This window comes from Bacillus sp. AR4-2 (assembly GCF_008274865.1).
GTDB lineage: Bacteria > Bacillota > Bacilli > Bacillales > Bacillaceae_G > Bacillus_A > Bacillus_A cereus.
In genome coordinates this window covers 561,427-587,214 of record NZ_CP031062.1, presented here as the reverse complement: position 1 = coordinate 587,214, position 25,788 = coordinate 561,427, and the positions used below count along the sequence as shown (strand labels likewise).

Genomic DNA, 25,788 nt, shown 5'->3' with positions numbered 1-25,788 from the left:
TCCGCCCCCTAGTCCACAAGTGATACGTATTGTTTTCTTTGCCATTTTCGCTCGATTTCAACACCGTTTTGCGGATTACGCTTTTTATCTCTCGGGTTTGAAGATGGTAACGGACGATTCCCTTTTTCACGTAATACACGCATCTTTACCATTGTTTGTTTGTACGCTGGTGTACACGTATAAAGATCTGTCGCCGTTCCAGTTAAAATATTGATTGCCTCTTCATTTACCGTTGCATGCATCGGTAAATATAGCTCTTTCCCCGTTACACGATCTGTAACAAGTGCCTGTACTTTAATTTTCCCAAATGGTGATGCTAATTCTACAAGGCCACCATCTTTCACATTGCGCTCTAGGGCAAGTTCAGGCGAGATTTCAACGAACACTTCAGATACTTTAGATAAAATACCAGCCGATTTATTCGTCATATTCCCTTCGTGGAAATGTTCTAACATACGACCATTATTTAAAAGTAAATCATACTCATCTGGCGCTACAACTGGTGGTACCCATTCATCTAATGATAGACGAGCTAGTTTATCCGGGAAGTTAAATCCGTCCACATATAATAGCGGTGTATCGCTACCATCATGGCTACCCCAACATAAACTATTCCATCCTTCTAAACGATCGTATGTTGCCTGAGAATATAAAGGTGCAAGCGATGCAATTTCATCCATGATTTCACTTGGACTTTCATAATTCCAGTCCCCGCCAAGCGCACGAGCTACTTTTTGTAAAATCCACCAGTCTGGCTTTGAATCACCAAGCGGCTTCAATACTTCATATAATCTTTGAATACGGCGCTCTGTATTCGTAAATGTTCCCTCTTTTTCTAAGCTTGGTGCTGCCGGTAAAATAACATCAGCAAAACGAGCTGTTTTCGATAAGAACATATCTTGAACAACAAGGAAATCTAAATTCGCTAAAATATGTTGTACATGGTTGGCATTCGAATCTACTAAAGCCATTTCTTCACCCATAACATACATACCACGCAGTTTTCCTTCATCTGCTGCCAGTAACATTGCAATATTATTTAAGCCTGGTGCTTTCGGAATTGTAGTACCGTATGCTTTTTCAAATTTCGCACGAAGCACATCATCTGAAACCGCTTGGTAACCTGGAAGCCAGTTTGGTAATGTTGCCATATCACAAGCGCCTTGTACGTTATTATGTCCGCGTAATGGGTATGCACCTGCACCAGGACGACGATAGTTACCCGTAACAAGCAATAGATTTGAAATTGCTGCTGAAGTTGTACTTCCTCCAGTATTTTGAGTTACACCCATTCCCCAAAGTACACAAGTACCATCTGCTTCATATACCATACGTGCCATTTCTTTCAGATTTTCTTTCGAAATCCCCGTAATTTCTTCTGTATAATCAAGCGTATACTTTTCTACCATTTTGCTATATTCATCAAAATTCTTCACATTTTCAGCTATGAACTTTTTATCGTGCCAATCTTGATCAATAATATATTTCGTAATACCAGCGAGCCATACGTAATCAGTTCCTTGGCGCGGATGAATGAATAAATCCGCACGCTCTGCCATTTCATGTTTACGAAGATCCGCCACAATTAATTTTTGGTCATGTAATTTATGAGCACGTTTTACACGCGTTGCAAGTACAGGATGTCCTTCTGTCGGATTTGCTCCAACGATAATGACAAGGCCTGCTTCCGCAATATCTTTCACTGTTCCAGCGTCCCCGCCCATACCGACAGTTTTAAATAAACCGTCTGTTGCTGGAGATTGACAATAACGGGAACAGTTGTCTACATTATTCGTTCCATATATTTGACGGGCTAGTTTTTGCATAAGATAATTTTCTTCATTCGTTACTTTCGAAGAAGAAATAAACCCAAATGCATCACTTCCATATTCCGATTTAATATGCTGCATATTGGATGCAACAACTTCAAGAGCCTCTTCCCATGAAGCTTCAACAAACATATCTCCTTGGCGAATTAATGGCTTTGTAATACGATCTTCACTGTTTACAAAATCCCATCCAAATTTGCCTTTTACACATGTTGAAATACCGTTAACCGGCGCATCTGAAACAGGCTGCACTTTCAAAATGTGGCGGTCTTTCGTCCATACTTCAAATGAACAACCTACACCACAAAATGTACAAACTGTTTTTGTTTTATTCACTTTCGTCTTACGCATCGCAGCCTCTACTTCTGAAACTGCTAAAATACTACTATATCCCGGCTCTACATCCTTTACAAAATCAATCATCGGATCTAACACATCCGGTTTCAATCCTGTCATGAATCCAGCTTCACCTAACATTGATTTCTCCATCAACGCATTACATGGACATACTGTTACACATTGCCCGCAACTTACACAAGATGAGTCATTTATACTTACACCATTGTCCCATATAACACGTGGACGGTCTAAGCTCCAATCAATCGATATAGTTTCATTCACTTGTAAGTTTTGACATACTTCTACACACTGTCCACAAGCAATACATTGATTTGGATCATATCGATAAAACGGATGTGACATATCCACTTCACACGCACTTACTTTTGGCTCATACGGATATTTCTGTTCCTCAATTCCCATCATATGTACTGTATTGTGGACTTTACAGTTACCATTATTGTTATCACAAACGGTACAATACAGTAGATGATTCTCTAATATTCGATCCATTGCCTCAGTCTGTGCCTCTTTTGCACGCTGGGACTGTCTTTCGATATGCATACCGTTCTCTAATTTCGTTGAACAAGCACGCAATAACTTTCCATTTACTTCTACAATACACGTATCACAAGTTTGAATTGGATCTACTTCTGGTACATGACAAATTTGAGGATGTTCCAAATTACTCTCGTTAAATAATTGTAGTATCGTCTTTTCACCTGATGCAGAAAATTCTTTACCATCGACGGTTACACGGACTGTCTGTTCTGCCATAGTTTCCCCTCTCCTTACAACCAACTGTACAACACAATCATGAATCCGTTTTCAAAATCGCATTACTGTACATATTTTTGAAACGCTCTACCCAAATACTTTCTTATGAAGTCGATTCTAGATGTTATAAGGTATAACTACGAAAGCTTGAAAATATCACTATTCTACAGTTCTATTATATCGTACATATACAATAATAACCAAAATAATCTGTGATCTTCTTGTTAATAGGTGTTTTTATTTTTCCCATTGTTTTATGATAAATGTGGGAGAGAAATACATATAAAAGGGGAATTAAATATGGGGCCTACGCAAGAGACTTATACAATTGTACGTTATCAATCTGGTACATTTTCAAAACAACTGGATGAGATTGTTACAGAATCTCCTATTACTATTAAATTGAATGGTGAAGAATATGTAACAGTCGTATGCACACCAAATTATATTGAAGATATGGTAATTGGTTTTTTAATTTCTGAGGGGATTATTTCTTCCTATAACGATGTTGAAGAACTATGGGTTCAAAAAGATAACGGAATTGTCCATGTAAAATCATCAAAAGTGAATCCGCTCTATCAAACTTTATATAATAAACGATACGTCACTTCTTGCTGCGGAAAAGGTAGACAAGGTTTTATTTTCGTAAACGACGCAGCAAAAGCAAAAGACTTACATGATATACATGTAAAAATTACTCCTGAAGAATGTTTTTACTTAATGAATACTTTACAACAATCTTCCACTACCTTTCGCCAAACTGGTGGTGTTCACAATACCGCGCTATGTGATCGAAATAATATCCTTCTATCAAGAATGGATATCGGAAGACATAATGCATTAGACAAAATATACGGTCATTGTTTACGCAATGATATATCTGTTAAAGGAAAAATTATCGCATTTAGCGGACGTATTTCATCTGAAATTTTACTCAAAGTTTCAAAAATCGGATGTGAAATTGTTCTATCTAAATCTGCCCCAACAAAACTAGCATTGCAACTTGCCCATGATTTAGGCATTACAGTCGTAGGGTTTATTAGAAATGACTCTTGTAATATTTACACACATCCAACACGAATTGATGGCTATCAATCCAATGTTTAAAAAATAACTCCTCAATCGAGGAGTTATTTTAGTTATAAAAATGTAACATATTAAACACTTGAATAGTTAATAAAGTTAATATATAATTTCATTACATAATTAAAACAAAATATTGTAGCATATATCTTTTCATTCTTTTACAAATTAAAAGAGACTTCTAACAAAACGCATACACATTCTTATAAAAGCAATGGATTTATTTTATTTAAAATCGACCAAGGAGGTTACAACGATGGAAATTCGCTTATTAACGACAGAGGACGCAGAAATATATTTAAAAGTTTGTATGGAAGGTTTAACGAAGAACCCGGAAGCTTTTAGCTCTTCTTATGAAGATGTTCTTAAACATGAGGATCCTGTAGCTGCTATGGCAAAACGATTAAGCAATCCGGATAAGTATACTCTAGGGGTCTTCAAAGATAACGATTTAATTGGTATCGCTACTTTAGAAACAAAGCCTTTCATTAAACAAGAACATAAAGCAAAAATTGGCTCCGTTTTTGTTTCCCCAAAAGCGCGTGGCCTCGGAGCAGGACGAGCTCTAATTAAAGCAATTATTGAAAATGCCGATAAATTACATGTAGAACAACTTATGCTCGATGTTGTAGTTGGTAACGATGCAGCAAAAAAATTATATGAGTCATTAGGTTTCCAAACTTACGGCGTACAAGAGCGTTCATTAAAGCATAACGGTCAATATTGGGACGAGGAACATATGGTTCTGTTCTTAAATGATTAATACTTCAATATAAGGTGAAACTTTACTCAGTGGGGGAGTTTTCCAAAAACATCTTTCTTAATAAGAAAGATGTTTTTTTCATTACAACAATGTAATCTTCATGTCACCTTTATCGATCGTACCAAACCTTTCCATTCATTATACTAAAAATATAAAGTGAAACTTTACTCAGTGGGGAACTACATCCCACGCTGATCGCATGTACTTGATATGTAGAGGAGAATGTGACATGAAACAAAACAAACGAGCTATGCTTTTAATATTTACTACAGCAATTGTAACTTCTGGATTAGCAATTTTACCTTGGTTTATTATATGAACACTCCCCCTAACAATGAAAAAAGCTGATTGCTTCTTAAGAAGCAATCAGCTTTTTTTATATTATAAAATCCCCAAAATTTTATTTACGCAACTTATAATAATAACCATAGATACGGCAACGCACATGACAACCGTATTACGATCTTGCTTTTCTTTTTTTGAAATTTCTTCTTTTGAATTCATGTGTATGATCTCCTTTTAAAAAAAGTGTGAGATAGGAAATTTTTCTTATCCGATGCGAGGTGAATACGAAAACCCTCTCTATCTCACATACACAATAGAATGGAATTGTCATTTTATAAATAAAATGACATGACGTTATGTCGCAACATAGGGTATTTTGTGTCGCTACGTTTTCTATTATAAAAAATAGTTGTGCAAAACTAGTGCATTTTTTATGTCAATTACTCTGAGCGAAAAAATCAGCCCTCCATTCAATCACATAAAAAGAGTTTTTTATTATTTTCATGTAAACTATACAAGTAGAATGAACAGTTTGGGGTGCACAAGATTATGGTAAAAATTTTATTAGTAGACGATGAAGAACGTATGTTACGATTATTAGATCTGTTCTTAAGCCCTCGCGGCTATTTTTGTATGAAAGCTACCTCTGGCCTTGAAGCACTAAAATTAATCGAACAAAAAGAATTCGATATTATTTTATTAGATGTTATGATGCCAAGTATGGATGGATGGGATACTTGCTATCAAATTCGTCAAATTTCCAACGTTCCTATCATTATGTTAACAGCTCGCAACCAAAACTACGATATGGTGAAAGGCCTCACGATGGGCGCAGATGATTATATTACAAAACCATTTGATGAGCATGTATTAGTCGCACGAATCGAGGCTATATTACGCCGTACAAAAAAAGATGGCTTTGTTAGTTTCAATGGTATTGAGTGGGATAAAACGAAACATACTGTCACAGTTTATGATGAAAAAATCTCATTAACTCCTATCGAATTTTCGTTACTCGGACTATTTTTACAAAATACAAACCGTGCTTATAGCCGAGATGATTTAATCGAAAAAATTTGGGGCTATGAAACAGATATCGAATATAGAACAATTGATTCACACATTCGTAATATCCGTGATAAACTACGCAAAAAAGGATTTCCTATTGAAGATTACCTAGAAACGGTCTATAAAGTCGGATATAAATGGAAAAGTGAATAATTACTTCGGTCAGTGGGAAATCGTATACCACTGACTCTTTATTATGAATAAGGTATGGTGAAAAAATGAGTAAACTTTCCCTTAAAATTGGGACATACTTTTTAATATTAGCTTTATGTATTGAAACAATTGCCTTCGTATCTTTTTATAAAAGCCTTTCAAAAATGCGTATTGTAGAGGAAACAGATGCTCTTTTAGAGAAAGGTAATCGCTATAGTAAAAAAATTAAAAGCCGCGAGAGACGGGATGAATATTATAAAGAAATGAAACACGCTGAACATAATAAAAATCCTAAACGTCCTGTGTACCCTGAGTTCGATATTACGAATGAGGCTGCACACTTAGTTGAATCGGAATCAATTTCTAACTCTGATATAGCTATCATTATTACTGACCATAACGGCAAAATTATTTCCACCTCAGAACCCGTAACAAAAGATATGCAAAAACAACTTACTTGTAAAACAGAAACTGTCCCAGACGGCGGATTGGTCGTTGAAAGGAACTGGAAAAAATCAAAGTTCATCACAACAGTAAGCCCACTTAACACAACAAAGTTTCAAGGAAAGCTATATATGTTATTAAAAACATCTTTCCTAGAAAATATGTTACTTAAACTCATGAACCAATTTCTTATCATTAGTGTTTTAACAATTATTTTAACAACAATTTCTGTCTTTGTTTTTTCACGCGTTATTACAGAACCACTTGTAAAAATGAAGAGAGCGACAGAAAAAATGTCAAAATTAAACAAGCCAATTCAATTAGGTATTAAACGAAATGATGAACTCGGAAGTTTAGCAAAAACAATTGAAGATTTATCGAGTGAACTTACGTATATGAAAAAAGAGCGCAATGAATTTCTCGCTAGTGTCGCTCATGAACTATTAACTCCATTGACCTATATGAAAGGTTATGCGAAGGTAGCAAAGAGAGACTCTTTAACAAAAGAGGAGCGAGAAGAATACTTACAAATTATTGAGGATGAAACGGATAGTGTAACCGATCTCGTCCAAGATTTATTTATGCTTGTACAATTAGAACAACACCAATTTGTTATAAAAAAACAAAAAGTGCTTCTTCAGCCATTTTTAGAACGAATGGTTGAAAAAACAAAAACAACATTAACGAATAAGCAAATGCAACTTCATGTATATTGCAAAGATGATTTAGAAGTTTGCATAGACGAAAGACGTATGGAACAAGTTATGTTAAATTTATTACACAACGCTTATCAACATTCGCCAGAAAACACATCCATTACGATACGTGTACTCATGGAAACAGATTCTTTTACAATAAGTGTACAAGATGAAGGTGAAGGTATTCCTGAAGAAGATATCCCGCATATTTTTGACCGTTTTTATCGTGTTGATAAATCCAGAACACGAGCTACAGGCGGAAAAGGCATCGGGCTAGCTGTTGCAAAAGAAATTGTAGAATTGCATAACGGTTCTATTCTAGTAACAAGCCAATTAGGAGCGGGAACAAACTTTATAATCGAGCTACCTTTTGAATAATATGCGTGTGAAAACACCAGTAGTAGTAAACACTACTGGTGTTATTTTGTTCATAACAACAGCTCATATAAGCTAAGCTTTTGAAATTATTCTTATTTCAATATAAAATAAAGGTACATTTGCAAAGATTTGGAGGGTGATATAATTGGATATCCATGTATTAACAAAAGACGAAGCAGAAATTTACTTAGAACTTCGCGTAGAAGGATTAAAGCAAAACCCTGAAGCATTCAGCTCTTCTTATGAAGATATTATTAATAAAGAGTGTGCAATTGAATATAAAGCACAAAAATTAGCACAAGACGAAAACTATACGCTAGGTGCATTTAAAGATGGAAAATTAATCGGGGTTGCAACACTGGAAACGAAACCATATGTAAAACAAGAACATAAAGCTAAAATCGGTTCTGTATATGTATCTCCAAAAGCACGCGGACTTGGAGCAGGAAAAGCACTTATTAAAGAATGTCTTGAGCTTGCTAAATCTTTAGAAGTAGAACAAGTTATGCTTGATGTTGTTGTTGGCAACGATGGAGCGAAAAAACTTTATGAATCATTAGGTTTTAAAACATTCGGTGTACAAGAACGTTCATTAAAATATAACGGACAATATTGGGATGAAGAGCATATGGTCTTATTCTTAGATGAAAATAAATAATAAAAAACATCCTCATGTTTGGAGGATGTTTTTTACTTTCTTGTAAACCATGCCGTGTGTAATAATTGAATCGCTTTCGCAATCTCGCCCTCTGATAATATCGCAAACCCAAGTAAAACTACATTCTCAGGCGCCGTACCGTCTTTATAGTACGTAGACACAGGATATATTTTGATACTATGTTTCGCAGCTTCTTGAATTAATTCTTCTTCCCGCATTCCATTATGCACTTTTAATAAAATGTGTAATCCCGAATCTTCTCCTATCACTTCAACACGATTAGAGAAATACTTCTCTATTTCAAAAACAAGTCGATCTCTCTTCTTTCGGTAGACGACACGCATTTTATGAATATGTTTTTCCCAATAGCCTTCATTTAAAAATCTTCTAATCACTTCTTGGTCCATTCTTGAAACACTTTGTGTATAAAATAAATATTGCTGTTGATACTTTTTAATTAATTTCTTCGGCAACACCATATAGCTCATCCGTAGCGATGGCAATAATGCTTTAGATAGCGTCCCCATATAAATAACTTTCCCCTCTGTATCTAACCCTTGCAGCGCCGGTATAGGCTTTCCAGAATAGCGAAATTCACTATCGTAATCATCTTCAATAATATACCTGCTCTCTTCTTTCTTTGCCCATTGTAAAAGCTGCATCCTTCTCGTAATAGGCATAATCATTCCATATGGAAACTGATGGGAAGGTGTAACAAATACAACATTCGCATTGCTATTTTCTAAATCTGCAATACAAATTCCATCTCTATCTAAAGATAACATTTGGACTCTTGCTTCTCCCTGTTCAAAAACAACCATCTTTCTATGATATCCTGGGTTTTCAACTGCATAATTGCTTCCCTTTAACAATTGAAACAATAGTTTCACTAATATTTGTGTTCCCGCTCCTAATACAATTTGACTAGCTGAACAACGTACACCTCTAGATTCATACAAATAATTCGTAATCTCTTCTCTTAAGCTCGCTTCTCCTTGAGGGTGTCCTAGAAAGAGAAGTTCGTTATTATGCGGCTGCCATATTTCATTTACAATTTTCCGATACATATTGAATGGAAAAGCATTTGTATCAATTCCTGTTTGTGTAAAATCAAATTTATAACTCTTCTCCTGAAACGGTACTTCTTCTATTCTCTCTCCGCTATCCTCTACATGAGCCATTTGCTCAATCTTGCATACAAAATAACCTTTTCTCGATATCGACTCAATATAACCTTCTGCAAGTAATTGTTCGTACGCTGCCTCTACTGTATTTTTACTTACTTGTAAATGTATCGCTAACTTTCGCTTAGCCGGTAATTTCGTAAAAGGGACAATCGATCCATCTTTAATCTCTTTTTTTATATACTCATACAATTGCACATATAATGCCTTTTTACTATTCATATTTAAATTAGGCGTTAATTCTAACATAGTATCTGACCCCTTAATAAAACTAAAATCTGATACTTTTTACAGTACCAGAAGTTATATATAATTCCTATTATCATGTCACACATAAAAAATCAAATACCGGAGAGGAGAAACATGATAATGAATAATGGTAGACGTATCGGACTTATTATGATTATTACAGGGGCTACATTATGGGGATTATCTGGTCCAATGATTCAGTGGCTATTTCAGCATACTAATGTATCCTCAATTGATTTTTTAACAATTCGATTGTTGCTTGCAGGAATATTTATTTTGTCTTTCTTACTTATAAAGAAACAAAACATATTTCAAATTTGGAAACACCCTAGATATTCTATACAACTTATTATTTTTTCTATTCTCGGCATGCTCGGTGCGCAATACGCCTTTATCGAAACGGTTCATATTAGTAATGCAGTCACAGCAACGCTATTTCAATTTCTAGGTCCTGTTCTTATTACCATGTATGTTGCATTTGAACAAAGAAAATTCCCTGCTTCCATGCAACTATTCGCAATTATAGCCGCGCTAATAGGAACATACTTTATTATTACAAATGGCTCAATTGAAAATATTGTTTTATCCAAAGAAGCTATTATTTTTGGACTATTAACAGCAATCGGATTTGCATTTTATACCCTTCATCCGGCTTCTCTCATTAAAGAATGCGGGACAACTGTAGTAATTGGTTGGGGGATGTTAATCGGAGGAATTGCACTACTTATTTATAATCGTTCATTCGGGTGGAATCAATTTTCACAAACCCTTACACTAAAAACTTTTTCTATGCTTATTCTTATCATTATTAGTGGTACCCTTTCTTTCCTTCTATATATCGGTAGTCTTAAATATTTAGCAGCAACAGAAACAAGCATTTTATCTAGCATTGAACCCCTTGTAGCTGCCATCGTTTCAATCACTTGGCTAAATGAATCTTTTGGAACATATCAATTATTAGGCGGCGTATGTATCGTTCTGTCCGTTATTTTTTTGACGATGCCTCAAAAAGAAACCGAACCAGCCTATACAACGGAACAAATATAAAATGAAACTTTAATTAGTGGGGACTATCTCCCACTAATTATTAACCTACACCAATCGGGCTTTTACGTGATAAAAATGTCAAAAGAGGTCGTACAAAACTTACGACCTCTTTTTATACTTTAAAGGAATTGTCCCGCCTTCTAGCAAATACAATTACACTAACAATAAAAACTAGGAGTGTGGCACCATGAAAAAAATCGGAACTATGCTACTTCTCTCCTTCCTCATCACTGGATGTACACAAACGCAACCGGATTCAAAAGAACAAAAAAAAGACGTAATAGCAACGTCATCCACTCAAGTGAACGCACCTTCCTTCTTTCACCTTAGTGTTTTAAAAGATGTAAATTGGGAAGAAGCACCCTCATTCATAGACGGAAAAATACCTTTAAAAGGCATCGAAGGTAAAGTCGCAATGGCTGATAGTCCTATTATCGCAAATGAACAAAATGAAATAATGTGGTACTTTCTAGATTCTGAAATACCAACTGGAAAATTGTCTATTATTGCGCTAAAACAAGGATCTGTAACTCCAACACCAGTACTCTTTCAAAAAGAAACTTCCAAACAAACTTGGACTACTTCAAATACAATCGATTCTACTACAAGCGAACTCCCTCTCGCTATGTCACTACCTTCATCTGGATTATGGTTATTAAATATATATGTGAATGAAAAATATTATAATCAGTTTGTAATCACCGCTGAGTAAAGTGACAAAAATAAGCCACTTTCTTACAACAATGTAATTTCTACGTCATGTACTTCGATAGTTGAATTATCTCTCTTCTCTTATACTTAAAGTAAGAAATGAAACGAGGAGAGATGAGAGATGAAAAAAATGATAGAAGTGATCGTAGCAGTAACTGAGGTTTTAGTGAATGGTAAACAAGTTGCAATGGAATTAAATAAATAGTGAAGAAACATAAATAATTCTACACTTCTTCATTATTTTGATTTCTTATCTCAAAAAAGCAGTGCCTTTTAGGCACTGCTTTTCGCTATTAATAACGTGGTATTTTCGTAATTTGTGCCACGCCTGAATCAATAGCTGCTTTCGCTACTGCTTCTGCAACACTTGGAACAACTCTTTTATCTAATGGATTGGGGATTACATAATTCGCATTACGTTCTTCATCAGTAATGATGTTAGCGATCCCATATGCTGCCGCTAATTTCATCTCTTCTGTAATATCAGTTGCGCGCACATCTAACGCACCGCGGAATATTCCGGGAAACGCCAATACATTATTTACTTGATTCGCATAATCCGAGCGTCCAGTTCCTACTACAGCTGCCCCAGCCTCTAATGCATCCTCAGGGAAGATTTCTGGAATTGGATTAGCCATTGCAAACACAATTGCTTTCTCATTCATCGTCTGTACAAGTTCTTTCGTTAATACGTTAGGAGCAGATACGCCAATAAAAATATCAGCTTGGTGAATTGCTTCTTTTAACGTTCCACGCACATGTTCACGATTTGTCTTTTTTGAAACTTCAATTTGTGCTTCGTTCATCCATGTTTCACCTTCACAAACAATACCTTCTAGGCTAACTAGCGTAATGTGCTTTGCACCAGCCTTTAATAATAATTTTCCAATTGCAATTCCTGCCGAACCCGCACCGTTAATAACGATTTTCACATTATCCATTTGTTTGCTAACAACTTTTAATGCATTAATAACAGCTGCTAAAACGACAATAGCTGTTCCATGTTGATCATCATGGAATACAGGAATATTCGTTTCTTCTTTTAATCGTTTTTCAATTTCAAAACAACGCGGTGCTGCAATATCTTCTAAATTAATCCCTGCAAATGTAGGCTCTAAATTTTTTACAAGGGTAACGATTTCATCTACATCCGTTGTGCCTAAACATAATGGGAAAGCATCTACATTCGCAAACTTCTTAAACAAAATACTTTTTCCTTCCATAACAGGCATAGCGGCTTTCGGTCCAATGTTTCCTAAACCGAGTACCGCTGTTCCATCTGAAACAACTGCCACCATATTGCCACGTGCTGTATAGTCATACACTGTTTCTTCATCTGCCGCAATCGCTTTACACGACTCCGCTACACCTGGTGTATACGTCAGGCTTAAATCATCCGCTGAATTTACCTCCACTTTACTTGTAATTTCAATTTTCCCTACTAATTCTTTATGCAATAACAATGATCTTTCATTAATTTGATTTGCTAACATACTTATAATCTCCCCTTAATTTGACAAGCTAGCTATACGAATATAGCTAGCTTGTTTGATCATGAAAACATTTTTAATAATATTGTCGCCGTTACAACCATTGCCGCCCCGCCTAAACGAGTTGAAATTTGCGCGAACGGCATTAATTCCATACGATTTGAAGCCGATAAAATAGCAACATCTCCAGTTCCGCCTAAACCGCTATGACATCCAGTTACAATCGCCGATTCAACTGGATACATCTTCATCACTTTCCCTACAAGAAAACCTGATGCTACCATTGTAAGAACAACCGATGCGCACACAACAACATATCCTACTGAAAGAACTGCTGCTACGTCTTTTAACGGAATATATAGCAATCCTAATCCAACCATTAAAGGCCAAGTTAAATTCTTCGAAATAAATTTATATAAATGGAATGCTCCTTGCTCCATTTTTGCTGGCATTAATTTAAAGTATTTCACAAGTGCTGCTGAAAAAATCATAATGATTGCCCCAGGAATACCGATGAACTTAGAAGCAAATCCTCCGAAGATGAAGAACGTACACGCAATTAATAAACCTGCTCCCATTAATGAGAAGTCAATTGGCTTCTCTGTATTTTGTTCTTTTAATAATTCTGCTTGATTGTCTGTTTTCACTAATACACCGTTACCACTAAGCTCCGGTTTCTTCTCACCTAAACGCTTCATATACCCTGCACTTACAATTGCGAACATATTTCCAATAATAGCTGCTGGAATAAGCTGTGATACAAACGTCGCTGATGATTCATTTAAAATATCACTATAAGCTAGCGACAATGGTAAAATCCCTTCCCCGATACCACCACTCACAATTGGTACGATGATAAAGAAGAATGTGTGCTTCATTTCAAATCCAAATAATGAACCGACCAATAACCCTACTGCTACAGAAGCTAATGTCCCTACTACTAAAGGAATAAACATGCGAACGAAACCTTGTACTAACACTTTACGGTTCATTCCTAAAATACTTCCGACTACTAAACAAGAAATATATAAATATAAAAAGTTCGATTTTTTCATTAACATAGTCGCAGCTTCCATTGAAGCTGGATTCATCCAGTTAAAAAATACAAGTAATGATGGAATAAATAACGAAAGTATTGCTGGACCGCCGATATTTTTTAAAATTGGAATTCTCATCCCAATATCGCCTAAGAAAATCCCCATGATCATAATAACTGCAAATCCACCAATCATATCTGCTGGCAATTTATTATATACAGATGCCCCATAAATAATAGCAGCCAATACTACATATAACGGTAAAGGTATAACACCGATTTTTACATTCATAATTTTAGAAGCGAAAGATTCTCTTTGTACTTCATTTCCTTCAGAAAATGATACCGCTTCCACATTCTTTTGAATTCCCATATGGCACCCCCTCGTTTTCTTAATAACAATATTAAAACGCTTTCAATAGTAAAAATAGTTTTTGTAAGTTTTGTAATTGATTTTGTAATTAAAAAAAGTATAAGCGACTTATATTAAGTCGCTTATACGTAAAACTCTATTTTCTTTTGATCAACACATCTTAATTTACTTACAGGTCTGCCCACATGTTGGTACATCATTTCGTTTTCTAACACCCCAATGTCAGTCAAAAACATTACATATTTTCGAATAGAAACTCTTGAAATTCCAACTAATTGTGCCATTTCATCTGTTGTAAACACTCTTCCATTCAACGACTCGATCTTCTGCCAAATTAATTGCAACGTTTGCTTCGTTAACCCTTTCGGAAGCTCTTTCGTGACAGTAGGCTCCCTTTTTTCTTTTTGTAAAATTAACGAATCTAATTCCGATTGACTAATTTTTTGTTGTTCTTTCATGAAAGTAAGTTTTTCTCGATATATAGTTAATGCCTCTTTAAATCGTTCAAATGTAAATGGTTTAATTAAATAATCTACTACACCATATTGTAATGCTTTTTTAATACTTCCCATATCATGTACAGCTGAAATCATTATAATATCGATTTCTTTTTCTTGGTTCCGGATATACATTAAAAGCTCAAAACCAGTCTCTTCAGGCATAAAAATATCAAGTAATACTAAATCTACTCGTGATTTCTCTAATATTTCGATCGCCGACTTTACTGAGTTAACTGCTTGAACAAGTTCAAATCCTCCTACTTGCTCTAAATAATGCGTATTTAGCATTGCTACCATCGGGTCATCTTCTACAATTAAAACTTTAATCATATTTGCCTCTCATCCCTACCTTTAGGTATTTCAATTGTTATCGTTGTTCCCTTACCTACTAATGAATGCATATGAATTTCCCCATTTATTCGCTGTATACTTTCTTTTACAAGATACAAACCATAACCGCGGTTATCTCCCTTTGTGGAATAACCTTTCGTAAATAATTCCTCTATTTCTTTTTCTTGTATACCTTTTCCCGTATCTTGTACTGTAATAGTTAGTATATCCCCATGTTGTATCTTAACTTCAACTCGCTTCTTTTCACAATTCGTAACTGCCTCTAATGCATTATCAATTAAATTTCCGACAATCGTAATAAGTTCATGAGTAATACTTTCATCATCTATTTCCGGCATATAAGAATCTTCACTTATAATTAATTTTATATTTTTCTCTCTAGCATAGCTGAGCTTACCTAGTAAAAAACCAGCAAATACTGGACTTTTTATTCTTTTCATAACTCCACCAATTTCATATTGATGCTCTGATACCATGCCGCTTATATACTTCTGTAATTCTTCATACTGCTTCATATGTGTAAGCCCTAATACGACATGCATCTTATTCATAAACTCATGAGATTGTGCCCGTAATGCTTCTGCATATAGTCTAATACCAGTTAGTTCCTCTGCTAGTTTTCTAATCTCTGTTTTATCACGAAATGTTGCAATTGCACCAACTATTTCTCCTTTTACATATAAAGGAACTCGATTCGTCACAATCGTAATTCCATAAATATTTTGTTCTTCGTTTAATTGTACTTCTCCCGTTTGCAATACTTCTTTTATACGTGAATTTGGCATATACAACTCAACATCTTTACCGATAAAATCTTCTTCAAGTCCGCTTTTTTTAAATAGACGTTTCGCTTCATTATTAATTAATGTTACTCTAGCCTCTTTATCTACAGCAATAATACCTTCCTTTACAGATTGTAGCATCGTATTTCTTTCTTCAAGAATTTTTGCTATCCTGTGCGGCTCAAGACCGAATAAACTTTTCTTTATATGTCTAGCTAGCAATATTGCTCCTATAATTCCGACTAATACACCAACTCCGACACCAATATAAATGATATGTCTACTTTCCTTAACTCTCTCTTTTACATTATCTGCTGAAATACCAACAGCCACAGCTCCAAGTTGTTCACCTGTTTCAGAAAATATTGGTACAAACACTCGCATGGAAATACCTAAAGTTCCTTCTGCTAACGATACATGTTCTTTTCCTTTCAATGCAGGCCCTTCATCTCCCCCAATAAAATGATGCCCTATTTTTTGAGGATTTGGATGTGACTTTCTTATTCCATTCATGTCCATAACTACAATAAACTGAACACCTGTGTTTTGTAATATTCTATTTGTATACGTTTGGATTGCAGAGGTATCTGCTTTCCCAACCAAACCATCGATTACAATCGAATCATTCGCCACAATGTGTGCAATTGTTTTTGCCTTCTCTGCTTGGCTATCCTCCGTCGTCCGTTCTACATTATGACTAATTAATATATCTGTCACAAGTAAAGAAAAAATTACAACTGTACAAACTAACAATGTAATCGTTTTCCATAAATTCCATAGTCTTCTTCTTTTTTTCATCCCGTTAATGACTCCCCTAATTGCTGAATAGAAAAATAAGTAAGGTGATATTATTTTCACCTTACTTATCTGCTGTTATTATACTTTAAATTTACTAGTCATCGCTTGTAGTTCTTCTGCCATCTCAGCTAAGTTTTGCGAAGCTGAACTAATTTCCTCCATGGAATTAACCTGTTCTTCTGTTGAAGCTGCAACACTTTGCATACTAGCTGTATTTTCTTCTGCAGCAGCTGCAATTTCATCAATAGCATTTGTCACTTCATTTGCATCTCCAGCAATTCTCTTCGTTGTTTCTACCATTTGATTAACTTGAGAAACAATATGTGTAGTAGAACTTAAAATTTCCGTAAAACTTACTTTCGTTTTTGTTACAACATCAAGGCCCTGTTGAACTTCTCCATTCACATTATCCATCGCCTTAACAGTATGTTCAATATCCGCCTTAATTTCTGCAATTAAATTTGCAATCTCTCCAGATGACTCTCCTGATTGCTCTGCTAATTTTCTAACCTCATCTGCTACAATAGCAAATCCTCGTCCCTGTTCACCTGCTCTTGCTGCTTCAATAGCCGCATTTAAAGCTAATAAGTTTGTTTGAGTTGCGATGTTTTGAATTGCTTCAGAAATAGCTCCTACTTGCTTTGATTTCTCATCAAGCAGTTTAATAATAGCATCTGACTCGGATACCGACCTAGAAATAGACTGCATTTGTTTTGCAGTTTGTTCAACTAAATCTTCTCCCTCTTCAGCTCTTTCTCGCGCATGTAATGAGGAAATAGAAATTGACTCTGCGCTTCCAGTTACATCTTGAATTGCTGTATTTACTTGTTGCAATGTAGCTGCACCTTCTTCAACACCTTGACTTTGTGATTCAGCCCCACCTGATACTTGTTCCATTGCAATTGTAATTTGATCTGTCGCATCATTTGCTTGCTGTACGCTCGCTGTTAACTCTTCTGCCGATGCTGCAACATGTTCTGCTGAAAAGCTAATTTGGGTAATAACATCTTGTAAAGACGTAGACATTTCATTAAATGAATTCCCTAATTTCCCTATGTCATCCTTGGAATGGATTGTAATTTTCTCTGTTAAATCTCCCTTACTAATTTTATATGCCGATTCAGCTATTTTTCGTAATGGCCTTGTAATAGACTTTGTAATGAAATAAATTAATATACTACCAAATGCAATAGCGATAGCAATGACAATCAAAGTCTTATAAAACACTGGACTGGCAGCTTGGGTAATTTCTTCATCGAACATAACGCCAACTACTTTCCAGCCCGTTTTCTCATTTGTTGCAAAGATTAAATTCTTTTTATCATCTTGTTCTGTATAAGACACATTTCCTTGTTTATCTTCATAAATTGGTTTAATCCAAGGATCAGTAACTTTTGCACCTGGTTTTCTAGATGGATGACTAACAATTTGCTTATTTTGATCTAAAATAACTGTATAACCTTTTTCACCAATGTTAATCATTTTGGAAATTTTTAAGATGTTATCTAAGTTTAAATTAATTCCTATAACACCTTTACCATCTTTTACTTCTTTTGCAATTGTCACTACCATATTTTTTGTAGATGCTGACTGATATGGTGCAGTAACAATTACTTTTCCTTTATTTTCATGTGCTTCTTTATACCAAGATCTATCTGTTGGATTATACCCATCAGCCATCTGGATAAATGGTTCTCTTATAAACTTTCCCGTCTCTGTTCCAATATAAATACCTTCTACTTCTGGATGAAGCTTTATATATTGCGCTAACTTCGTTCTTACTATTTCTTCTTGTCCGTTTGGATATGTATCCTCTGTTAAGATGTCTGCAAAGTACGTCGCATCAACAAATTTCTCTTCTATATTTTGAGAAATAACAGTATTTAAAATCGAAATATTCTCCTTTGCTTTAGCTGTCATTTGATGTTCAAAATTTGTTTTGGCAGTTTGATATGAAACACCACCGATAATAATTCCTGGTATAGTTAAAATAATAAAAAATGAAATGATTAATTTTTTATTGATACTCATACATTTAACCCAGTTAAATATTTTTTGCATAATAAGCCTCCTTTATGTAATGTGGATACTTGTGTCATTTTATACAATTAACATATATAAAACAATATATAATGATAACATGTAATTTTTTCGTCAATTATGCATTTTTGCATATTCACTCCTTATACGTATTTTAATCATAAAAATAAGAGAACTTTAGCATTATATATGCTAAAGTTCTCTTATTTCTTAACAGCTTATACTCTATAAAACTTCTCTTATAATCCTCAAATCTTTATCCTTCGCCTTATAGTCATATTACTAAAACTCTTCGTCCTAATTTATTTGACGCTCTTTACATAACTAATTGCCTGACTTCCCATTTGCGCCCATGCCTGTTCAAAGGTTTCTCTCGGTACTTTTACATCTAAGCTACCCTCAAGTGGATCTCGAATATATACAGATTCCTGATCATACCCGATAAGTACAATACAATGTTCATTATACGTAATAGAAACATCTCCACTATTTGTTTCCCATGTAGTAAATTCATCTGCATCTAATGGTGCAAATGTTGCATTTGTGATCATGACTACAGGTTGCCCTGCTTTTATACTCTTATAAATTTCTTCTATATTCTTCCCTGTTAAGTCTACAGCTTTATTAGGTAAATATTTTTCCGCTAACTGAAAAAGTGGCCCATGATATACACCATATCCCGATTCAGAAAATGTATAAATATTACCTACAAATCCTTCATTTGGATTCCCGCGCACACCATCGTCTATAAAATCAACTTTTTTTATTTCATTTGCTAATGTCATCTTATCCACTGAAACACCAGCGTATTGTAACATCATCGCTAAACTCGTCACTTCACAGCCTCTATCCAATTCTGGTAACTGCTGAATTAAGGGAACATTTGATAAGATGACTTTTTCATCGTTATTACTAAACTCCGTTTCTTTTCCTCTTTGTATATTTGAGAATGTTAACTTCTCTACATACTTTGGAATTCCATTTGTATATACACTCCATATTGCTGCACCTAGTAAAGCTGTACATATATACCACTTCAATTTTCTTATCGCTTTCACACCCTTATTAATTCGTTAAATAAGAATAAAATGCGTCAGCATCCGTTCGTACCATCGGTACAAAATTTAGTTCTTTTCCTTTTTCAGGCTGATCTTTTTTTATCTTTTCCGCTAACTCTTGAATATTCATATTCATTTTATCCATATTAAGCTCATCTGCCATTTGTAGCACCTTTTGTTCATTAATTTCTCTTAATATTTGATATATATCTTTACCATACAAATCAATATGATGTTTTTTTGCTTCTTCTTGTACTTTTTGTTCGTACACTTCTTGTGCTAACTCTTCAATTTCTTTTCCTTTTTGAGAAATGTCTAGCTTTTCTGCTTCTTCTCTTACTTTCTTTCCGTAGATTTCTTCCGCGATGTCTTCGATTTCTTTTCCATCTGTCGAAATACCTAATTTATCTGCTTCATCTTTAATTTTAATCGCATTAATTTGAGTAATTAAATCTACAATTGATGTATTCTCTATAGATATACCTAGCTTTAACGCTTCTTGCTTTACTTTTGTTTCATAGATTTCTTCTGACAGCGTCCCAACATCTTTTCCTTCAATCGATATGCCTAACTGCTCTGCTTCCCTTCCTACTTCTGTTTCATGAATTTCTTTTTCTAGTGTAATTTGTTCTTTTCCTTCCGTTTCAATACCTAGTTTCTCTGCTTTTTCTTCTGTATGCACTGCATGTATCTTACCATTGTTCAATTGTTCTTTACTGCGCTGCGTGTAATCTGTCTTTCCTTTTTGTGTTTCAGAAGGAGAGGCACCCCCTAATATACTTAAACTTATTACTCCAATAGTGAATACCGTCATCATTTTCTTTTTCAAAATTAATTCCTCCCTCTTATACTTTCTTTCCCATCATTCCCCTAGTTTTTTTAATACTATACATACATCTCATCGCTGCTTGAGATAACATTATGATTGATAACCCCCACTCACATACACCTAGTCTCTTCTTCATATAACGAACTTTCTTGATGCCATACATAATATAAATAGTTTCTTAACTTTACCTTAAAAAAGACGACCCTGTAAAAACAAGGTCGTCTTCTTACTTATATTTTTTGGTTTTTAGGGAAAATCACTTCAAAACAAGTGCCATCTCCCCATTTGCTCTCTACTGATATTTTTCCGTAATGCTTTTCTACAATCCAATTTGCGATTGAAAGACCTAATCCAGCTCCTTCTGACGTACTTCTTGCTTTATCCCCTTGATAAAAACGATCAAATAATTTCGGAATATCTTCTTCTTTCACTCCTATCCCGTCATCTTTCACCTGTATGCGAATTGAACTACTCGTTTGCGTGCAATCAATTTGAATATGCCCACCTTCGTTTGTATACTTCATCGCATTATCTAACAGTATGACCATCATTTGATGAATCCGCTCTCTATCAGCCATAAAAGATACACCACGTTCTACTTTTAGCATCATTTCTTTTTCTTGATAAGAAGCAATCTCTTTATATGGAGCTACTATTTCTTCTAACAATTTATCAAGTTCAAATGTTTTCTTATCCATCTCAATTTGATTAGAATCAGAACGTGCTAGCAATAATAAATTACTAACGAGTTTCGATAACCGCCTACATTCTTTTGAAATTGTAGAAATATCCATCGCTTTTTCTTCTATCGTAGCGGATGGTGACTGGAATAAAACATCCGTTTTTGATTGAATAACTGCAAGTGGTGTCCTGAGTTCATGTGATGCATCAGAAACGAATTGCTGCTGTTTCTCCCATGAACTTTGAATAGGTACAAGTGCTCTACCAGCTAGGAAAAAGCCAATACCTATCGCACAGAGGCTTCCTATGCTACAACCTATAACGAGAATTAAAAATAAAGTATTTAACATTCCTTCTTCCGCTGTTATATCTCGCACGATTTGAACTATTTCTCCATCTTTTTGAAGCGAAAATGCTCTAAAATATCGTCCTTGTACTTCAATATCTTGTAACTCCTCTAATTTTTCGGGAGAAAAACTTTCCAAATTCTCTTCAAAAATAGAACGGAATTTACGGTTATCGCCCTCTATTTTCACTATTTTTCCATTCCAAGTTATTCTAGTTACTCGCGGATCTCCAATTTGGATATTCTCCATGCGTTTTCTTGGTGGTATTTTAACATCTAATTTTTCTCTATACTGAGCCATCATTTTTATAGATTGATCCACTTCATTATAAATACGCTTATATGTGTATGAATAAATAATACTACCTAATATACCTATTAATAGAATAAATACTAATGAGTTCACTATAGTCAAACGAATGCGTGTTTTTTGAAACATACTTCCTTTTTTCATTGTTCTTTTAATATATATCCAATACCTCGAACGGTTTGAATACCTTTCTGATAACCGAATGGTTCTAATTTTTTACGCAAATGATGCACATATACTTCTACAATCGCTACTGTAGTATCTGAATCAAATCCCCAAACACGATCAAAAATTTGTTCACGCATTAAAATCTTCCCGCTATTTTGAATGAGATACTCTAGTAGCTCATATTGTTTCAATGTCAACTTAATACTTTGTCCATCTACTTGAACGTCTTTATCTTTTCCGAACAATTCAATCCCTTTATAACGAATTGTTTGCTGCGTTGTTAAACTACCACTTCTGCGTAGTAAAGCACGAATTCTCGCTTTTAATTCAGGGGCCTGAAATGGCTTAACAATATAGTCATCTCCACCAAAGTCCAATCCCTTCACCCGATCTTCTAAAGAATCTCTCGCTGTCAAAAACAGGACTGGTGTTTCAATCTTTTCATCTCGTATTTTTTGAATCACTTCAAATCCGTCCATCCCTGGCATCATCACATCCAGCAAAATTGCATCATATATATTTTGAAAAGCTAAAAACAATCCATCTTCTCCATTTATTGCCGTATCTACTTCAAATTCATCACGTAAAATTTGTACGATAGACTCTAATAACGAAGCATTATCTTCTACTACAAGTAAACGCATGCTCTCACCTTCCATCAAATAGTTCAATTCTATTTATTATTACATTTCTTCTCTTTATAACAAAAGAATGTAGTTACATTACGTAATTTCATTTTTAACTATTTCCTTCTAAAATTTTGAAGTTTTATTATAAAAACTTTGTCTTAAATTTAGCTTAATAAAAAATTGAAAGAAATAAGATTCCTCTTATCTCTTTCAATTTTTTATTACATATACCTTTTTACTCGGCAACTCTAAACAATTTAGCTGACCGCCATACACAGCCCCGCCATCAATCCCAATAATACGATTACTACCAAAATACACTCCGCAATCCTCACTACCATGAAGCGTTTTTGTTTCCGTATGCCCAAATACAACAACCTTTTCACCGCTATATCCATTATGAAATTCATTACGGATCCACATTAATGTATATGGTTCAGATTCAGAAACTCGTTTCATCGGTTCAACCCCAGCATGTACAAATATATACTCTTCTGTTTCAATGTAATGATCTAATTCTTGAATAAACTTTATATGTTCCTCTAATACACGAGAGTGTAAAATCGGTTTTTGGAAGTCTTTCTCATTAACCGCAATATCTTCTTCTACAAATCCATAGCTATATAATGTCTTATCTCCACCATTTCTTTTTACCCAATGGTTCCATGAACGTTCCTCATTTGTCGTTAACGCCTTAATCATCATATCTTCATGATTTCCTTTTAAAATGAGTGCTCCCTCTTTTTTCAATTCTCTTACCTTTTCAATTACAGCACGCGCATTTGGACCACGATCTACATAATCTCCCAGTAAGATTAATTGATCCTGTTTCGCATCATATTGAGCTTCTTCCAATAACTGTTCGAACTTTTCTATCTCTCCATGAATATCACTAATAACAAGAATTCTTTTCATATTATCCCCCCTCTTTCTAATTATAGTTCAAAACAACAGAAAGTTCAGAATTGAAATCCCGCATTAACGGGCAGTAAGCCCCCCCACTGATTACAGTTTCACTTTATTACAAACTAAACTATTATCCTTACAACAATGTAAGTCTCTTGTCATCCAATTCGATAGTTGTAATTACTGTATTTCCTTATACTGAGAGTAAGAAATGAAACAAAAAATAAGGAGAGATGAGAGATGAAAAAAGTAATGGAAGTTGTAGTAGCGGTAGTAGAGGTTTTCGTAAATGGTAAACAAGTCGCAATGGAGTTAAATAAATAATGAAAAGGACAACATTCACTCTAGACCCTTTACTCATATAAAAGAGATAAGACTTCATCATTTCTTTGATCCCTTATCTCCCTATAAAGAAAGCCGTATCCCTTTTAAGGATACGGCTTTCTCTTATTTTTGACTCGTACGAGCTGAAATGCTAATTGCTCTATCTGTTGCTTTGGCAGCTTCATCTAACGCTTCTTTACTATTCTTCCCGTCATACATCGCTTCTAATGCTTTTACAACTGCATCTCGTGATTCTGGGAATACACTAATTAAAGCCCCTTGTGTTGCTGGAGATTGCTTCGTCGCTTGCAATTGATCTACTGTTACTTTCAACTGTGGATATTTTTCATATTGCTCTTTTACTAATGGCTCATTATATGCATCTGGATTAATTGAGAAATAACCTGTTGCAGTATGCCATTTTGCTTGTACGTCTGGCTTCGTTAAATATTTCATAAAGTCCCAAGCACCTTGTTGCGTTTCTTCTGAAACCATATTCGTCATCCATAATGATGCTCCACCAATAACAACACCATTTTGTTTCGAATCCTCTGGATACGGAATATATGAAACACCTACATTAAACTTAGATGCATCGATTAAATCACGAACACCTGCTGAAGAATCTAAATACATAGCAACTTGTCCAGATTGGAACGCGGCACGAATATCATCCCAACTTGCTCCATACTTTCCAAGGGCGCCAGCTTTATTTAAATCATCTAACATTCCAAATACTTTCTGTCCTTCTTTACCGTTGAATACCGCCTTCTTTGCAGCATCCTTACGACCGTTTTCGTTATCTACATATAAAGCACCTTGTGTCGCTAACAATTCTTCAAAGAACCAACCGTAGTTAAGCATGGAGAATCCATATTGTTTTACATTTCCGCCTTCTTTAATCGTTAACTTTTTCGCTGCTTCTTGTAATTCCGCATATGTTTTTGGAGCTTTCTCTGGATCTAAGCCCGCCTTTGCGAAAGCATCTTTATTATAAATTAATACTGGTGTAGATGAATTAAATGGCATAGAATACATTTTTCCATCAACTGAATAATAATTTGTAATTGCTTTTTCTAATTTTGACGTATCGTACTTATCTTTTTTTATCCAGCTATCAATTGGTGTGATTTTTTTACTATCAATCATATATTTCGTTGTAATTTCACTCGATTGAACAAGAGCTGGCGCTTCTTTCGTTGCAGACATCGTTCTAAATTTCGTTAAAGACTCTTCATATGTCCCTTGGAACTCTGCCTTTATCTCATATTTATTTTGCGACTTATTATAGTCTGCAACAAGACCATCTAATACTCCTTGTGTTTTTCCACCCATCGCATGCCAGAAGCGAATTACAGTTTTATCACCATTTTTTTCAACTGGTGCTACTTTTGCCTGTGCTTCAGGTTTTCCCTCTGTTTTACTATTTGAACAAGCTGCACTAGATAATGCCATTGTTGCTACCATTAATAGAGCAGCACCTTTTTTAACTAGACTCATT

21 protein-coding genes are annotated in these 25,788 nt (G+C 34.9%); 7 read left to right on the top strand and 14 right to left on the bottom strand.

Annotation, left to right across the window (positions count from 1 at the left end; translation table 11 throughout):
* Window positions 1-8: 8 nt before the first annotated feature.
* The gene (gene fdhF / locus DN399_RS03055) at window positions 9-2,945 is read right to left on the bottom strand and encodes a formate dehydrogenase subunit alpha (RefSeq protein WP_006925034.1); all 2,937 of its coding nucleotides are present in this window, start codon (window positions 2,943-2,945) and stop codon (window positions 9-11) included.
* A gap of 300 nt (window positions 2,946-3,245) precedes the next feature.
* Here fdhF and fdhD point away from each other — a divergent pair, with 300 nt between their 5' ends.
* Complete coding sequence (gene fdhD, locus DN399_RS03050; RefSeq protein WP_016121822.1) at window positions 3,246-4,052, top strand: formate dehydrogenase accessory sulfurtransferase FdhD; 807 nt, start codon at window positions 3,246-3,248, stop codon at window positions 4,050-4,052.
* A 232-nt stretch (window positions 4,053-4,284) separates the two neighbouring features.
* Window positions 4,285-4,791, top strand: coding sequence for a GNAT family N-acetyltransferase (locus DN399_RS03045; protein WP_000405875.1), 507 nt, complete (start codon window positions 4,285-4,287; stop codon window positions 4,789-4,791).
* A gap of 381 nt (window positions 4,792-5,172) precedes the next feature.
* Here DN399_RS03045 and DN399_RS28285 read toward each other — a convergent pair whose 3' ends face one another.
* Window positions 5,173-5,295 (bottom strand): hypothetical protein, encoded by a 123-nt coding sequence (locus tag DN399_RS28285; protein WP_001085006.1) that lies wholly within the window; start codon window positions 5,293-5,295, stop codon window positions 5,173-5,175.
* Window positions 5,296-5,625: 330 nt separating this feature from the next.
* Between DN399_RS28285 and DN399_RS03040 the strand changes: the two genes are divergently transcribed.
* The 3 genes from DN399_RS03040 to DN399_RS03030 all read left to right on the top strand — a co-directional run bounded on the left by DN399_RS03040 (window position 5,626) and on the right by DN399_RS03030 (window position 8,475).
* A complete protein-coding gene (locus DN399_RS03040; protein ID WP_000238957.1) occupies window positions 5,626-6,297 on the top strand; it encodes a response regulator transcription factor in 672 nt (223 codons plus the stop codon).
* Window positions 6,298-6,362: 65 nt separating this feature from the next.
* On the top strand, window positions 6,363-7,817 hold the full coding sequence (locus DN399_RS03035; protein ID WP_000041024.1) for a HAMP domain-containing sensor histidine kinase: 1,455 nt from the start codon (window positions 6,363-6,365) through the stop codon (window positions 7,815-7,817).
* Between the two features lie 145 nt (window positions 7,818-7,962).
* The gene (locus DN399_RS03030) at window positions 7,963-8,475 is read left to right on the top strand and encodes a GNAT family N-acetyltransferase (RefSeq protein ID WP_000351212.1); all 513 of its coding nucleotides are present in this window, start codon (window positions 7,963-7,965) and stop codon (window positions 8,473-8,475) included.
* Between the two features lie 32 nt (window positions 8,476-8,507).
* On the opposite strand, the gene pdxR is transcribed toward DN399_RS03030, so the two are convergent.
* A complete protein-coding gene (gene pdxR, locus DN399_RS03025) occupies window positions 8,508-9,908 on the bottom strand; it encodes a MocR-like pyridoxine biosynthesis transcription factor PdxR (protein ID WP_016121821.1) in 1,401 nt (466 codons plus the stop codon).
* A 120-nt stretch (window positions 9,909-10,028) separates the two neighbouring features.
* Here pdxR and DN399_RS03020 point away from each other — a divergent pair, with 120 nt between their 5' ends.
* Window positions 10,029-10,955, top strand: coding sequence for a DMT family transporter (locus tag DN399_RS03020; protein WP_016121820.1), 927 nt, complete (start codon window positions 10,029-10,031; stop codon window positions 10,953-10,955).
* 187 nt (window positions 10,956-11,142) lie between these two features.
* Complete coding sequence (locus DN399_RS03015; RefSeq protein ID WP_006925045.1) at window positions 11,143-11,667, top strand: DUF4871 domain-containing protein; 525 nt, start codon at window positions 11,143-11,145, stop codon at window positions 11,665-11,667.
* A 292-nt stretch (window positions 11,668-11,959) separates the two neighbouring features.
* On the opposite strand, the gene DN399_RS03010 is transcribed toward DN399_RS03015, so the two are convergent.
* From DN399_RS03010 to DN399_RS02960, 11 genes are all read right to left on the bottom strand, one after another.
* On the bottom strand, window positions 11,960-13,159 hold the full coding sequence (locus tag DN399_RS03010; protein ID WP_000880780.1) for an NAD(P)-dependent malic enzyme: 1,200 nt from the start codon (window positions 13,157-13,159) through the stop codon (window positions 11,960-11,962).
* A gap of 59 nt (window positions 13,160-13,218) precedes the next feature.
* Window positions 13,219-14,565 carry a 2-hydroxycarboxylate transporter family protein gene (locus DN399_RS03005; RefSeq protein WP_000512722.1) on the bottom strand — a complete coding sequence of 449 codons (1,347 nt, stop codon included), beginning with the start codon at window positions 14,563-14,565 and terminating at the stop codon, window positions 13,219-13,221.
* Between the two features lie 122 nt (window positions 14,566-14,687).
* Window positions 14,688-15,395 (bottom strand): response regulator, encoded by a 708-nt coding sequence (locus DN399_RS03000; protein WP_000598666.1) that lies wholly within the window; start codon window positions 15,393-15,395, stop codon window positions 14,688-14,690.
* Complete coding sequence (locus tag DN399_RS02995) at window positions 15,392-16,996, bottom strand: sensor histidine kinase (RefSeq protein ID WP_000747345.1); 1,605 nt, start codon at window positions 16,994-16,996, stop codon at window positions 15,392-15,394. Before DN399_RS02995 ends, DN399_RS03000 begins: the two co-directional genes overlap by 4 nt.
* Before the next feature lie 78 nt (window positions 16,997-17,074).
* Window positions 17,075-19,057 carry a methyl-accepting chemotaxis protein gene (locus DN399_RS02990; RefSeq protein WP_016121817.1) on the bottom strand — a complete coding sequence of 661 codons (1,983 nt, stop codon included), beginning with the start codon at window positions 19,055-19,057 and terminating at the stop codon, window positions 17,075-17,077.
* A 281-nt stretch (window positions 19,058-19,338) separates the two neighbouring features.
* A complete protein-coding gene (locus DN399_RS02985; protein ID WP_002023225.1) occupies window positions 19,339-20,094 on the bottom strand; it encodes a C39 family peptidase in 756 nt (251 codons plus the stop codon).
* A 7-nt stretch (window positions 20,095-20,101) separates the two neighbouring features.
* Window positions 20,102-20,923, bottom strand: a complete 822-nt coding sequence (locus DN399_RS02980; protein WP_149149317.1) for a transporter — start codon at window positions 20,921-20,923, stop codon at window positions 20,102-20,104.
* 230 nt (window positions 20,924-21,153) lie between these two features.
* Window positions 21,154-22,404 (bottom strand): sensor histidine kinase, encoded by a 1,251-nt coding sequence (locus tag DN399_RS02975; protein WP_006925058.1) that lies wholly within the window; start codon window positions 22,402-22,404, stop codon window positions 21,154-21,156.
* A complete protein-coding gene (locus DN399_RS02970; protein ID WP_149149316.1) occupies window positions 22,401-23,072 on the bottom strand; it encodes a response regulator transcription factor in 672 nt (223 codons plus the stop codon). Before DN399_RS02970 ends, DN399_RS02975 begins: the two co-directional genes overlap by 4 nt.
* A 195-nt stretch (window positions 23,073-23,267) precedes the next feature.
* Window positions 23,268-23,972 carry a metallophosphoesterase family protein gene (locus DN399_RS02965; protein ID WP_000821975.1) on the bottom strand — a complete coding sequence of 235 codons (705 nt, stop codon included), beginning with the start codon at window positions 23,970-23,972 and terminating at the stop codon, window positions 23,268-23,270.
* A 438-nt stretch (window positions 23,973-24,410) separates the two neighbouring features.
* Window positions 24,411-25,787, bottom strand: coding sequence for an ABC transporter substrate-binding protein (locus DN399_RS02960; protein WP_000060602.1), 1,377 nt, complete (start codon window positions 25,785-25,787; stop codon window positions 24,411-24,413).
* Window position 25,788 lies beyond the last annotated feature (1 nt).

Excerpts from the sequence above, each read along its gene's own strand:
- fdhF (WP_006925034.1), bottom strand. The coding sequence starts at position 2,945 with ATGGCAGAACAGACAGTCCGTGTAACCGTCGATGGTAAAGAATTTTCT.
- fdhD (WP_016121822.1), top strand. The coding sequence starts at position 3,246 with ATGGGGCCTACGCAAGAGACTTATACAATTGTACGTTATCAATCTGGT.
- DN399_RS03045 (WP_000405875.1), top strand. The coding sequence starts at position 4,285 with ATGGAAATTCGCTTATTAACGACAGAGGACGCAGAAATATATTTAAAA.
- DN399_RS28285 (WP_001085006.1), bottom strand. The coding sequence starts at position 5,295 with ATGAATTCAAAAGAAGAAATTTCAAAAAAAGAAAAGCAAGATCGTAAT.
- DN399_RS03040 (WP_000238957.1), top strand. The coding sequence starts at position 5,626 with ATGGTAAAAATTTTATTAGTAGACGATGAAGAACGTATGTTACGATTA.
- DN399_RS03035 (WP_000041024.1), top strand. The coding sequence starts at position 6,363 with ATGAGTAAACTTTCCCTTAAAATTGGGACATACTTTTTAATATTAGCT.
- pdxR (WP_016121821.1), bottom strand. The coding sequence starts at position 9,908 with ATGTTAGAATTAACGCCTAATTTAAATATGAATAGTAAAAAGGCATTA.
- DN399_RS03020 (WP_016121820.1), top strand. The coding sequence starts at position 10,029 with ATGAATAATGGTAGACGTATCGGACTTATTATGATTATTACAGGGGCT.
- DN399_RS03015 (WP_006925045.1), top strand. The coding sequence starts at position 11,143 with ATGAAAAAAATCGGAACTATGCTACTTCTCTCCTTCCTCATCACTGGA.
- DN399_RS03010 (WP_000880780.1), bottom strand. The coding sequence starts at position 13,159 with ATGTTAGCAAATCAAATTAATGAAAGATCATTGTTATTGCATAAAGAA.
- DN399_RS03005 (WP_000512722.1), bottom strand. The coding sequence starts at position 14,565 with ATGGGAATTCAAAAGAATGTGGAAGCGGTATCATTTTCTGAAGGAAAT.
- DN399_RS03000 (WP_000598666.1), bottom strand. The coding sequence starts at position 15,395 with ATGATTAAAGTTTTAATTGTAGAAGATGACCCGATGGTAGCAATGCTA.
- DN399_RS02995 (WP_000747345.1), bottom strand. The coding sequence starts at position 16,996 with ATGAAAAAAAGAAGAAGACTATGGAATTTATGGAAAACGATTACATTG.
- DN399_RS02990 (WP_016121817.1), bottom strand. The coding sequence starts at position 19,057 with ATGCAAAAAATATTTAACTGGGTTAAATGTATGAGTATCAATAAAAAA.
- DN399_RS02975 (WP_006925058.1), bottom strand. The coding sequence starts at position 22,404 with ATGAAAAAAGGAAGTATGTTTCAAAAAACACGCATTCGTTTGACTATA.
- DN399_RS02970 (WP_149149316.1), bottom strand. The coding sequence starts at position 23,072 with ATGCGTTTACTTGTAGTAGAAGATAATGCTTCGTTATTAGAGTCTATC.
- DN399_RS02965 (WP_000821975.1), bottom strand. The coding sequence starts at position 23,972 with ATGAAAAGAATTCTTGTTATTAGTGATATTCATGGAGAGATAGAAAAG.
- DN399_RS02960 (WP_000060602.1), bottom strand. The coding sequence starts at position 25,787 with ATGAGTCTAGTTAAAAAAGGTGCTGCTCTATTAATGGTAGCAACAATG.